Here is a 12,544-nt window from a genome sequence, read left to right on the forward strand (position 1 = left end):
CGCGCTGCAATGCTGGCAGGCTTGGTACCAACAACGGCTCGCTTGCCATACCAGTGACGATTTAACGGAACTCTTTCGTCTGATCGGCCAGCAGCGTGTGGGGAATCGACCAGGACGTATTGAACCCAGAGCAGTCAAGCGACGACCGAAGCCGCTTCCGCTGTTAACCCGTCCCCGGCATGAGGCGCAGGCTTGGATACGTCAGCATGGGCATCCACCGAAGCAACGCCCATGGAATAAAACGGCCTCGGGCGGAAAGAAGGCGAGCGTTAAGTAAGTACCATTCGCGCCAGTACTCAAAACCTGACTGGTCAACTGGTTGGGGCCTCTCCGGGTGCTCTGGACGTGGTGCAAGGGCAACTGCGTTATTCCATCCCGATCCAACTGCCAGACGGACCTGGTGGTATCAACCCTTCATTCTCCCTGGATTATTCCAGTGACTCCGGCTACGGCCATGCTGGCATGGGGTTTCATATCTCCGGACTCTCCGCGATCGAGCGTTGTCCGATGCGACGGACGCTGCTGCGGGATGGTATTTCCGCTGGAGTGGCGGGCACTACCGCTGACTTGGCATGTTTGGATGGGCAACGGCTAATACTGGTCTCGGGAACATATTGGGGTAACGGCTCCGTATACCGCACGGAAGCAGAGTCCGGCACCAAAGTGGTGTATCAGCGTGGTAGCGGAACGGCATACCATCAGGGCACGTTTGCTGTGTATCACAAAGATGGGGATATCTATCGATATGGCGCCAGTGCCGCTACTCGAATTATTGGTGGTCCGATTGTCAATAACCAGGTTGCCCGCTGGGCATTGGAAAAAGTGGAAGACCGGCTGGGGCAGGGGTATGAGATTCGTTATGTGGCGGGTTCTGGTGCTGCTTTCCCCTCGCTTTTGCTCTATACGTTGGGGCATGGCGCCGCCTCCCACAGAGTTGAGCTTCAGTACGTAGCCGACAGTTACGCCTCACAGTCGGCCATTTTTGGCAAGGCATATTTGTCAGCTTACAGATTGAAAACGGTCCTGAGCAAAGTGTCGGGGCAGACCGTTCGATCCTGGAATTTGAGTTATCGAATAAGTTCCGAAACCAAACGGGCCCAACTTATGGAATTTCAGGAGTGCGGCCAGGGAGGGCAATGTCTTTCCCCAACCAGATTGGTTTGGGAGGATGGGGCAAGACAGGGGTTTGGCTCGTCAAAAGAGAAAAGTTTCGTCGAAAGCGACCGGAAGACACCATGGCGATGGTGGATTGATATCAACGGGAATGGTAGGTCCGATTTCTGTCGAGTAGATTCCCAATCAATTCCTGATCCGTTCACAGGCATGCCCATGGCGCCGTTTAATCGAGTGGTTTGTCATTATTCGGACGGAGTGGGTGGTTTCTCAGGCTCTGTAGATATCCTGAGTGGAGATATCTTGTCCACGCAAACGAGTACCTACGCTCCAAACCCGGCTCAGGGAATTTGGAATCTTGACCCAGAGTGGTTGGATATAGATGGCGATGGCTATCTGGATTTTTGTTTCAGTAAGCCAAATGGGAACTCCGACTCGGTAAGATGTTACAGGAATAACGCAGGGAAAAGTTTCTCGGAGAAGTGGACCAGCAATATTGTCAGGCCAGTCTCCGCTCGATATGTGGCTCAAAGATCTCTGCAAGATGTGGACGGGGATGGAGTGGCTGACTATTGCTATGCATATCATGTGAGCAGCAATAAATATATACGGTGTGCGAAGGGAAATTACAACAAGGGAACAAATTCGCTGAGCTATGCACAGTGGATCTCTGGGCAGGTAAAAGTCTCCGCAGTTGAAGGTGGCTGGATCGACATGAATAACGATGGCCTGCCTGAGTACTGTTGGTTTTCGGGTGGAAAAGCCCAATGCTACAAAAACAATGCAGGTGTTTTGGCTGTCGCAACACCTCAGTGGTCTATCTCAGCTTCCTTCTTGAGGTCGAAACGTAATGGGGGCTATTGGCAACCCGATGATGCGACTTTCAGATCCGAGTTTATTGATTTTAATGGGAATGGTTACCCAGATTACTGTCGCTTCTACTGGGATGAAAGTGGAGACAAGAAGAATTATCGATCAAGATGTTTGATTAATAACGGGAAGGGGTGGGTAACGGATGTTGTCTCTCCCAAACTCTCCGTAAATGTTGAAATTATAATGGATTATAACACTCTTGAAGTTGAGGTTATCTATCCATACGGATTGAGCTTTGCGGATATCAACCAGGATGGTTATACCGATTGGTGTGTCCAGGACCATGCGGTTCTCAAGTGCCAGCTGTCTCGAAATGGCGCCTTCACCAGCGAAGTGGTGTCGCTATCGCTGAATCAGGCGCCCTCTGAGTTGAGAGGTCATGCCTGGGCGGATGTGGAGGGAGATGGAATCCCCCGGCTATGTGCCATGGGGAAAGACGAGGTTCGCTGCTGGAATGGAGGTAACCCCAAAGTTCCGGATTATTTGACCGGTGTGACCAACGGTATGGGGCTAGAATATAAAGTACGCTATGCCGATACCAATGATACTTCTGCTTTTGGCTATGGGGCTTTCCCCGTACCCGCCGCCACACCGTTGGCACTGACATCTGCTTCGGCGGTGCAAAGAGACAATCTGCTGACCGTTAATGCCGCCATGCGTGTGGTCTCACACCTGTACACGTCCGATGGCGTGGGGGGCACTAGCGAGCAAGCCTATTACTACGAGGACTATGGTTACTACTCCGATGAGCTCGGTGGTATGGGGTTCCGCTACATTCGTGTGGATTCCGAGAATGGTAATAAACGCCACGAAACCTGGTATGAACAGGATGGCTATACCCATAGGGGCAGCCAGCTCAGAAAGGAGCAAACCAGCTATAAAGTAGGCGGTTCATTCAAGGTAGTGCAAAGTACCCAATACAATTGGGAAACGGCAATCTATCAAGGGGTGGGGTTCCAGCTTGTGCCAGGAGCGGTGAGTGCGTGGAACGGAAACGCCGGAATTAGTCTTCGCTATGCCATTCGCCTGAAGTCCAGTATCGCCAGTGAGAGGGAACTCTCGGGTGCGCTGATACGTAGTGTGCAAACCTCTCATAGCTATAATAATTATGGTGACCTGGAAAAACAGGTGGCGACCACCACGGGAACCGGGCAGCGCTTTGTTCAGACTACCACCAGCACCTTCGATAATAACGAAACCGACTGGATACTGGGGCGGCAGACCCGGTCCACGGCCACCACTACCGCCACTTACCAGGGTGCTTCTGTCCCGGCGATAACACGTACCTCGGCGTGGGAGTATTACCCCTCTGGAATACACAAAGGGATGCTCAAGACCGAAATCATTGAGCCAGATCAGCCTGAATATCGACGTGCCGTCGAATACACCTACAACGGCTTTGGCCTCAAGGAAACGGAAACCCTCACTGCTCCGGGCATCGCTCCCCGTGTTACCCACTATTCTTATGACCCCCAAGGGCGCTTCCTCACCAGCGTGGAAAACGCGCTCGGGCATGCCGTGACCTATGATTATGACGCCGTCACCGGCTGGAAAACCAGCCAAACTGGACCCAATGGCTTAACGACGACGTGGGAATATGACCCTATCGGGCGCTTGCTGACCGAGACCGGGCCGGGCGGGCAGCGTCAAGAAACCCGTATTAAAAGCTGCGATAGCGCCTGTCCCGTTCATGCTACTTACTATGGTGAAAGCTGGACCGCGGACATCAATGGCGCCGCTATTTCGCCACGAACCTACGAATATAAGGATCTTTTCGGCCGAACCATTGAGACTCGCACCCAGGGTTTTTCCGGGCAGATGATTAGTGTTCGTACTGAATATGATGAGAACGCCCAGGTGATCCGAGAATCAGAACCCTACCAAGCCGGGCAATCCCCGTCCTGGCATACCGTCAACAGCCGGGACGTCATGGGCCGCCCTCTGTTGGAGACGGCACCTACGGGACTGAAAGTCTCCACCCAGTATCAGGGGCTTACCACCGTCCAGACATTGAGCGGTGTCGCTCCCCAAACTAGCAGTGTCACTGAAGATGTCTTGGGCCAGACTCGCCAGACCACGGATACAGGTAATCGGACTCTACGATTCCACTACGATGCAGCAGGGAATCTGACCCGAACGGTCTTGCCCGATCAGACGGAACTCACCACCGAATACGATACTCTGGGCCGCAAAATAGCCAGTGATGACCCCAACATGGGGCTATGGCGCTATGCCTATAACGGGGATGGTGCCCCGGTTCTGCAGGAAAATGGCAATGGTATTCGGGTTTGTATGGCCTACGATGCCTTGGGGCGGATGATCCGGCGAGTGGACGATTACCGATCCTCGCTGGATTGGCAGGCCGCAACTGGCGCGGCTCGCAACCAATGTGCTGGCCAGAGTGCCACCACCCAATGGACCTACGATGACCCCTCTAAAGGCCTGGGGCGGCTGTCTTTCGTGCAACATGGTGCCGGTCACAGTGAATCCGTGGATTATGACGGGCTGGGCCGGCCAATCAAAACCACAGTCCAGTTGGACGGTACCACCTATATCAGTGAGCAGCGTTTCGACGGTATTACAGGGCAACTCACTGAAGAGGTGTTGCCTCATCGGCACACCCCGCAGGGGGGCAGCCCCAAGGTGACGGTGGAATACCGTTACAACAATCTGGGCTATCTCAAAGAAATCGGCAACCCCGAGGAGCCCGACTATTACTATTGGCGGGTAACCGGACAGGATATACGAGGGCAGGTCACACAGCGTCTGCTCGCTGGCGGCATGATGCGGGAGAGCCGGGGTTATCGCGTCTCTGATGGCCTCTTATCAAGCAAGTCCGTTACCCCGGTTTACGGGGATACTCGTGTGTATCAGAGAGTCTATGGTTACGATGCCAAGGGGCGTATGACGACGTCCACAATTATGGATTCGGTGCCTGTTTCCGGGACGGTGCCGCCGGGGATGGATTTATCAGAGTACCTGGAATCCATAGGCTACTCCGGTACCAACTATCTGTACGATCAACATGACAGATTGGTAAAGGAGAATGTATCGCGATCCGCATTCGGTGATCCCCTGATGGAGACGACTTTTGAGTACGACCTGACGGGCAATATCACCCATCATTCAGGCGTTGGTAGCTATCACTACGGGGAAGCCTGTAGCTATGATGAGCAAACTTTCACTCCCGGTCCTCATGCCGTCACTCGAACCGAGGGTATAAGAAGCGGCACCTACTGCTACGATCATGCCGGTAACATGATCTCCGGTGGTGGCAAGCGAATTACCTATTCCGGTTTTAATAAGCCCCTGAGTGTGGCTACGGCATCGGCGCAGGCGCAATTTGACTATGGCGCGGGGCGTGAGCTGCTACGAATGACGGTCACCGCCGGAAACAAGACGACCTCTCAGGTCAATCTTGGGCAGTATGAGTATGTTGCCGTTACCGAGAACGGGATCACCACTGAAAAAGAGCGCTTTAGCCTTCCAGGTGGTGTAATCCTTAGCTTTACCAATGGCAGCCCCAACGATCCGGAGGAACGTTACCTGATTACGGATGCAGTGGGTTCGACAGAGGTGATCGCCGATAATCTGGGTCAGGTGCTGGAACGTTACCGTTATGATCCTTGGGGCCGCCCTCGCTCCCCGGCAAGTCTGGCATCGTTGACGGATAGCCAATGGTTCAACCTGAACCGTCTGGAAAAAACCAGCGGTAAGGGCTTCTCCGGCCACAATATGCTGGATGAAATTGGGCTGGTGCATATGGGCGGGCGCATCTATGACCCCACCCTAGGCCGCTTTCTTAGCGCGGATCCAATCGTCAAGGGGTTGGGTAACGTCGAGAGCTACAATCGCTACGCGTACGCTCTGAACAGCCCATTGAATTACACCGACCCGTCTGGGTACTCGTGGTTGAGCAAAGCGTGGAAGAAGCTGCGTCGTTCTGTCAGTAAACGGTTGGGGTGGGCAGCGGCGCTGGTCATTAATCCGCAACATGCATTTCCTGTGTTCGCCCATAGAGAAGGAGGGCGCGAGCTTGCCCGCTTCGCAGCACGTAATAAATTTGCTGGTGAAATTCTCAGTGTTGCAGGCATGGCGGCGTGCGCGGGCACAGGGCCTCTCGCTCCGGCCTGCATAGGGGGATATCAGGGCGTTGTTGCCAGTAGCATGGCTTATGGTAGCGGTGCGTCCGTTGGGGAGGCCTTGTTTGCCGGTGTCTATTCGGGCGGGATAGCCTTTGTAAGTGCCGACATGGCGAAGAGTATTGGTATGCAGAAGGACTGGGGGTGGGCTAAAAGAGGCTTAGCGCATGGTGGGCGTGGGGCCTATTATGCGGCAATGAGTAAAGAGGGGGGGAGAGGCGTTTGGTCCGGTTTTATAGGTGGCTTTACCGAAGGGGCCTTGGGGAGCAGTATTCGCGATGGCCTGAAATCCAACGGGCTGAACCACAGAGCCGGCGGTGTGTTGGTTGCGGGGCTAATCAGTGGGACGATGTCGGAGATAAGTGGAGGCAAATTTGCTGTTGGGGCGGTGACTGGCGCTATGGGATATCTGGCGAATGAGCTTTCAAAAGATAAGAAACCCCCAGCGGGAATGAAAGTTGTTATGAAAGAGGTGGGCGGGGAGTTATATCCTGCTTATTTTTATGAGTGCGCGTCATTGCAATGCAGTATGGAAGGGGCTAATTTTCCGGAAGATCACCCATTGAATGCAAGTTACGTTGATGCCCTTGATGCGAGGACGAAGAATTACATGAGAACAGTGACTTCTCTCGTTTCTCCTATATCTAGGCCTCTCTCATTCGCAGTTGATATATATTCGGTTTATGATATTAGGGAAAGCGGGTGGAGCATTTATTCTGTTCTTCCATTCGGGCTAGGTAAGATGACAGGCGCCGCCGTAGGTGAATTCATGGGGGCGGCATCATCTATTTTCTATGAGAGGGCGCTGGATGATCGTCAGTAAGAAAGTGATTTCCATCTTCTTTGTCATTTGTTTTTTTCTTGTTCTTGGAGTGGAGATCTATTCTTTTGAAGCGTGGCCCCCTCTTTTGGGGAAGAGTGTTTTGGTCGCATTTTCATGCTATCAGGTTGCGGCCTTCCTTTTAAAGATGGATGTGGTTTCAGCATTTGGACGCATGGTGTCCTATAGTAATGAAAACCGCACTGAAAGACTTTTCTATATGGTTCTTTACGGTAGTGTGCTTATTTATCTAGTGATGCTCAGTGTTATGAAGGTGGTTGGTTGAGATGATGGGAAGTCGTTCCTTTTTTCTCTATTAATGAATGGATCTTTCTATTTAAGAGGAAAGGGGGGTGGGTTATCTCCTTGGTCTTTATTTTTAATATTTTTGGGGGTGTTTTTTCACGATAAAGATAATGGAAATAGAGGTGGCGAGGCGTAGAGGGCCAGCGAAGCTGGGATTCTTCTCCAAGTAAGTGGATTGTGAGCTTTGGGTTTGCCCATTGGAGATCCGGGTTAGCAAAGCCCATCGCATGCCTTGTCAAATAAAATTATGTGGCTCATAGCATATATGAAGATATCAGTGGGGGATGTTGTGAAGTACATAAAAGTACTGGTTGTGTGTCTGGCGCTTTTTTCAGCGAACTTGGGCTTCGCGGAAGAATCGCAACTGACTCCCGAAGAGGAGCGGTATGTGGCGGAGATGCGGCGAATATGGGACTCGCTCGACCGTCAGCAGGGCGGGGTCAGTTTGCCTAATGGTGTTGCCGAACTAACCGTTCCTGACAGCTTCTATTATTTGAATCCGCAAGACTCGGAATAGGTTCTGGTCGAAGTGTGGGGCAATCCCCCCGATACCGCTGAAGCGGTATTGGGAATGCTCTTCCCATCCAATGCCGCCCCCTTTGATGAAGACGCCTGGGGCGTGACTATTGAATATGAGGAAGAGGGGTACGTGTCCGATGAGGATGCCGACACCATCGATTATGACGCACTGTTGTCGCAGATGAAGGAAGGGACCTCGGAGTACAGCCGGCAACGTGTCGAAGAAGGGTACGAGTCCATGGAGCTCGTCGGCTGGGCATCAAAGCCGTTCTACGATAAAGAGTCGCATAAACTGCATTGGGCAAAGGAAATCAAATTCGGGGGTCAGGACGTCAACACCTTGAACTACAACATTCGGGTTCTGGGACGCAAAGGCGTGCTGATCCTGAACTTCATTGCCGGCATGGATCAAAAGCAGATCATAGACTCACAGCTGGATACGGTCCTGGCTTTGGCAGAATTCAATAAAGGTTATTGCTACAAGGATTTTGATCCGGGTATTGATCAGATGGCGGCCTACGGTATTGGTGCACTGGTCGCCGGAAAGGTAATTACTAAAACGGGATTTCTCGCCGCGGCGCTGGTATTCCTGAAGAAATTCGGCGTGCTGATCGTGGTTGGCGCGGGCGCGATGCTTGGCAGACTGTTCAAACGCCGCAAGACGTGAGCTTCTAATGGCAGTTAGAGCTCAGGCAGCACAACGCGTCGGGAGCCTGCCTACTTACCGCCCCGCCGGCGCCATGAACTCCGGCCCCACCGGGTCGGTGGTGGCGTCAGCCAGAATACGCTCGATCTCCGCGTTCAAAGCGTCATCCAGATGCCAGCCGTCCAACTCCAGCATGGGCAGGATCTGTTCCGGGCGACGCACGCCCCAGAGGGCCAGATCGACGCCGGGCTGGTCCAGCAGCCAGCGTACCGCCAGAGGCAGCACGCCGCTGAGGCCATTGTCACGGGCAAGCGCATTGAGCGCCTCCACGGCCTTCAGATACTGGGCGTAGTGGGGCGACTGGAATTTGGGGTCGTGGTTGCGCAGGTCGTCGCCGTTGAAACGGGTGTGCGGACGCATCTTGCCGGACAGCAGGCCACGGCACAGAGCACTGTAACCCAGCACGCTGATGCCCAGCTCCCGGGCGGTGGGCAGCAGATCCTCTTCAATACCCCGTTCGAACAGATTGTAGGGTACCTGAACCGCAGTGAGCGGACAGAGGGCGTGGAAGGCGCGCAGCTGCTGGCCGGTGACGTTGCTGACGCCGACGGCGCGGATCTTGCCCTGGCGCTTTAGTGTGGCCATGGCCCCGGCGGTGTCTTCCAGCGGGCAGGCCAGATCCGGCCAGTGCACTTGATACAGGTCGATGACATCGGTGCGCAGGCGCCGCAGGCTGGCGTGCACTTCCTCGAACAGCCGTTGCGGCCGGGCGTCACGGAACGGGATGCCGTCGCGCCAATCCAGTCCGGCCTGGGTGGACAGCGCCACATGCTGTCGCAGGCGGCCACGGTGCAGCGCTTCGCCCACCAGCGCTTCGGATTCTCCGAAGCCGTACAGGGGAGCGGTGTCGATGGTGGTAATGCCGTTTTCCACCGCCTCCAGGATGGCCTGCAGAGCGTTATGGCGATCCCATCCCGCGCCCGCTGCGGCGCTGTCCCGCGCTCCGGTGCCCATGGTCCGGGTGCCCAGGGCGATACGGCTGCAGGTCAGGCCGCTGTTGGCCAGTGTGGTGGTTTCCATTGCCGCTCCCGTGGGTTGGTCATTGGACCAGATCGACTTTGATTTCCAGCGGCAGGGTGACGGTGCTGCCGTGTTGCTCCACGCCGCCCAAGCCCTGGCTCCGGGTTTGTTCGCGCACTTCTATGTTTCCCAAGGGCGTCCACTGGCCCAGGGGCACTTGCAGGGTGGTGGCGGTGCTCTGGGTGTCCGCGACGGTGCCATGGCTCAATTGTTCGAAGCGCTGGCTGATGCGCAGGCGCACCTGATTGTCGGCGGTGAGCAGAGGCAGAATATCGATCCCTTGTTTCAGGCTCAATAAAGCGGGCAACTGGCTGCCGGCAAGGGCGATCAGGGTACCCTGACCAACACTGGCCGGATGCCCCGACAGAGTGTTGATCCGATATTGATCCTCGCGTTGTTGCTGGTGCCGGCCGCCGTTCACGGTGACTCGGCCACCTTCGACTTTCAATACGCGGTCGTCGCCTTCGCTGTTCTGGCGGCGCCGCAACATCACTGATACCGTGCGTGGCGCGGCGGGCATGTCGCCCAGGGCATTGAGGATTTGATCAAAATTCTCCTGACTGGTGCGGATCACCAGCCGGCCTTGGTAGGCGTTGACGGAGCCGCCTTCCGGCAGCAGCGGTTCGATGACCGGCACCAGAGCTTCAGCGTCGGCCCGCTGGACCACATGGATGGACATTTGGGCCAGTGCCGGGCCGGTCAGAATCAGGCCGAGCAGGGCCAGGGTACGGATGACGGTGTTCATGGCGGCCTCCTGGTCATGATGGGCTTGCTATCGATGCCTTGCCGATGCCCCGATAAATTCGTCATCAGGAGGAAAAGCAGGCTTTAAAAACGCATAATGGGGCCTTCGCCCGGCTTGCCGAAAGAATAGCAAATGGCCGCCATCCCAACTTCATGCGGATCACAATAATTTCATGTTCGCCAACAGTTCCCCCGTGGTTTCCAACCAAACCGGCCTGCACGAGCGCCTGGAGGCCACCGTGCGCCGCCATTTGTCGCAGCCCTGGCGGGCGCCGCTGGCGGAGCATGACCGCCGGGCGTTTGATCAGGCGCGGCAATGGCTCGGCGAGGATGCGAGGCCGCTGATCCTGGATTCCGGTTGTGGTACCGGCCGTTCCTCGGTGGCGCTGGCCCGCCGTTTCCCGGAGGCGAAGGTACTCGGACTGGACCAGTCCGATCATCGGCTGCGGCGGGGCGAGCGGCGTTTTGGCGAGGCGCTGCCGGAAAACCTGCGTTTGGTGCGTTGTGACTGCGCCGGGTTCTGGCGGCTGGCGGAGGACGCCGGCTGGCGGTTGCGGCGCCATTATCTGCTGTATCCCAACCCCTGGCCGAAAAGCGCTCACCTGAAGCGCCGCTGGCATGGTCACCCGGTATTTCCGCATCTGCTTGCCCTGGGAGGTGAGTTGGAAGCACGTAGTAACTGGCGCCTGTATCTGCAGGAGTTGGCGGCGGCGTTAGCGTTGGCCGGAGTCGAGGCGTCCTTGCAACCGCTGCCGGAAGATGAGGCGGCGTTGACCGACTTCGAGGAAAAGTATCGCCTCAGCGGCCACGAGCTCTGGCGGCTGACCGCGACTTTGCGCTGAGTGGGTGCCGCTCTGGCATTCTGAGCCTTCGGCAGGGAGCCCCGCATGTCTTACCTGGAAACCCCTGAATCCGATACCTGGAGCGATCTGTTATCCGGCGGAAGGCTGCCCCGTTTGCTGTTGATCTGGCTGGGAGTGTGGGTGGGCGCGGTGGAGAGTCTGGTCACCGCCACCATCATGCCGACGGTGGCGGCCTCTCTGGGGGGCTACGCTTATTTCAGTTGGGCGGTGGCCGGTTTCATGGTGGGGACCATCGTGGCGGTGGCCAGCGCCGGGCGGCTGGCTGAGCGCTTTGGTCTGGCCCGCGCCTGCGCTTGTGCAGGCGCCGTGCTGACGGCGGGATGCCTGATCTCGGCATTGGCCCCGGATATTTACACTTTTCTGCTGGGGCGGCTGGTGCAGGGGGTTGGCGGCGGCTGGATTTCCGGTTTCGCCATGGTGGCGGTGGCACAGTTCTTCCCGGAACGGCATCTGGCCCGGGTGTTCGCCTCGGCCACCGCGATCTGGGCGCTCGCCACTGTGCTTGGCCCTTTGCTGGGTGGTGTGTTTGCCGAGTCTGGCGGGTGGCGCGGTGTGTTCTGGCTGTTCTCGGCTCAGGCCGTGCTGTTCGTCTTTGCCGCCTTGCGGTTGTTTCGTGGCGCGGCTCCGGCGGAACGCACTGTCCGGGTGCCCTGGGTGCAACTGGGGTTGCTGGCGGCGGGTGTGGCGGCGCTGACGCTCGCCAGTCTCGCCAGCCATTGGCTGGTAGTGCTGGGGCTGATGGGGGTGGCGGGGCTGATGCTGTTTCGCTTGCGTGAGGTCGATCAGTGCGCGACAAACCGTCTGCTGCCGGGTGGTGCCTGGCGGTTGCAACGGACGGTGGGGGCCGGTTACGCCACGCTGTTCGCGGTAACCGCGGCGTCCATGGCATTGCTCATCTATGGCCCACCGATTCTGCAAGCGCTACAGGGGTTGTCGCCGTTACGGGCTGGCTATGTGGTGGCGGTGCAGGCGATGGCCTGGACGCTGGCCGCGCTGGCGGTTTCCGGGGCGGATCAGGAGGGCGAGCGCCGCTGGATTCGCATCGGCGCGTTGACGGTTTTACTCGGGGTGTTGTTGCTGGCCGCCGTTATGACGTCGCCGGTGCTCTGGGTATTGATGGGCGCGGCAATCTGCGGTCTGGGCCTGGGTTGGGGCTCCAGTCTGATGAACCGGCGCTTGCTGCGGGCGCTGGCGGAAGGAGACCGGACCATTGGCTCTTCGGCATTGATCGCGGTGCGCCAGGTGGGTGGTGCCGTGGGCGCGGTGCTGGCGGGGTTGGCGGCCAATTTGGCCGGTGTGGCGGAAGGTCTGTCGCCGGAAAGCGCCGAGCGGGCAGCTCCGGTGGTGTTCATGGCGGTGCTGCCGATGGCGCTGTTAGCGGTGTGGTGCGCGTGGCGGTTTACCCGGTCGGCGGATTGAATCGCGGCGCACAAGCCGC

At 56.8% G+C, this 12,544-nt stretch carries 8 protein-coding genes and 1 pseudogene; 7 read left to right on the top strand and 2 right to left on the bottom strand.

Features of this window, described 5'->3' with window-relative positions:
* From E0L37_RS04880 to E0L37_RS04895, 5 genes and pseudogenes are all read left to right on the top strand, one after another.
* Window positions 1-277, top strand: a pseudogene (locus E0L37_RS04880) (IS4 family transposase); the annotation flags it as partial.
* Window positions 278-345: 68 nt separating this feature from the next.
* On the top strand, window positions 346-6,951 hold the full coding sequence (locus E0L37_RS04885) for an FG-GAP-like repeat-containing protein (protein WP_133490680.1): 6,606 nt from the start codon (window positions 346-348) through the stop codon (window positions 6,949-6,951).
* A complete protein-coding gene (locus tag E0L37_RS04890) occupies window positions 6,938-7,234 on the top strand; it encodes a hypothetical protein (RefSeq protein WP_133490681.1) in 297 nt (98 codons plus the stop codon). Before E0L37_RS04885 ends, E0L37_RS04890 begins: the two co-directional genes overlap by 14 nt.
* Before the next feature lie 309 nt (window positions 7,235-7,543).
* Window positions 7,544-7,771 (top strand): hypothetical protein, encoded by a 228-nt coding sequence (locus E0L37_RS21665; protein WP_205655581.1) that lies wholly within the window; start codon window positions 7,544-7,546, stop codon window positions 7,769-7,771.
* 12 nt (window positions 7,772-7,783) lie between these two features.
* Window positions 7,784-8,440 carry a DUF2167 domain-containing protein gene (locus tag E0L37_RS04895; protein ID WP_205655582.1) on the top strand — a complete coding sequence of 219 codons (657 nt, stop codon included), beginning with the start codon at window positions 7,784-7,786 and terminating at the stop codon, window positions 8,438-8,440.
* A 54-nt stretch (window positions 8,441-8,494) separates the two neighbouring features.
* On the opposite strand, the gene E0L37_RS04900 is transcribed toward E0L37_RS04895, so the two are convergent.
* Together E0L37_RS04900 and E0L37_RS04905 are read right to left on the bottom strand one after the other, a co-directional pair.
* On the bottom strand, window positions 8,495-9,499 hold the full coding sequence (locus E0L37_RS04900; protein WP_133490682.1) for an aldo/keto reductase: 1,005 nt from the start codon (window positions 9,497-9,499) through the stop codon (window positions 8,495-8,497).
* A 19-nt stretch (window positions 9,500-9,518) separates the two neighbouring features.
* Entirely contained in the window at window positions 9,519-10,244 is a 726-nt protein-coding gene (locus E0L37_RS04905; protein ID WP_133490683.1) for a hypothetical protein, read from the bottom strand.
* Between the two features lie 172 nt (window positions 10,245-10,416).
* Here E0L37_RS04905 and E0L37_RS04910 point away from each other — a divergent pair, with 172 nt between their 5' ends.
* Window positions 10,417-11,085 carry a tRNA (guanosine(46)-N(7))-methyltransferase TrmB gene (locus tag E0L37_RS04910; RefSeq protein WP_166643007.1) on the top strand — a complete coding sequence of 223 codons (669 nt, stop codon included), beginning with the start codon at window positions 10,417-10,419 and terminating at the stop codon, window positions 11,083-11,085.
* 45 nt (window positions 11,086-11,130) lie between these two features.
* On the top strand, window positions 11,131-12,525 hold the full coding sequence (locus E0L37_RS04915) for an MFS transporter (RefSeq protein WP_133490684.1): 1,395 nt from the start codon (window positions 11,131-11,133) through the stop codon (window positions 12,523-12,525).
* The last annotated feature ends 19 nt before the right edge of the window (window positions 12,526-12,544 follow it).

Source organism: Alcanivorax sp. 24 (genome assembly GCF_004360225.1).
GTDB lineage: Bacteria > Pseudomonadota > Gammaproteobacteria > Pseudomonadales > Alcanivoracaceae > Alloalcanivorax > Alloalcanivorax xiamenensis.

What these genes read in the sequence shown, in the direction of transcription:
- E0L37_RS04890 (WP_133490681.1), top strand. Translation starts at nt 6,938, where the DNA reads ATGATCGTCAGTAAGAAAGTGATTTCCATCTTCTTTGTCATTTGTTTT.
- E0L37_RS04900 (WP_133490682.1), bottom strand. Translation starts at nt 9,499, where the DNA reads ATGGAAACCACCACACTGGCCAACAGCGGCCTGACCTGCAGCCGTATC.
- E0L37_RS04905 (WP_133490683.1), bottom strand. Translation starts at nt 10,244, where the DNA reads ATGAACACCGTCATCCGTACCCTGGCCCTGCTCGGCCTGATTCTGACC.
- E0L37_RS04910 (WP_166643007.1), top strand. Translation starts at nt 10,417, where the DNA reads ATGTTCGCCAACAGTTCCCCCGTGGTTTCCAACCAAACCGGCCTGCAC.
- E0L37_RS04915 (WP_133490684.1), top strand. Translation starts at nt 11,131, where the DNA reads ATGTCTTACCTGGAAACCCCTGAATCCGATACCTGGAGCGATCTGTTA.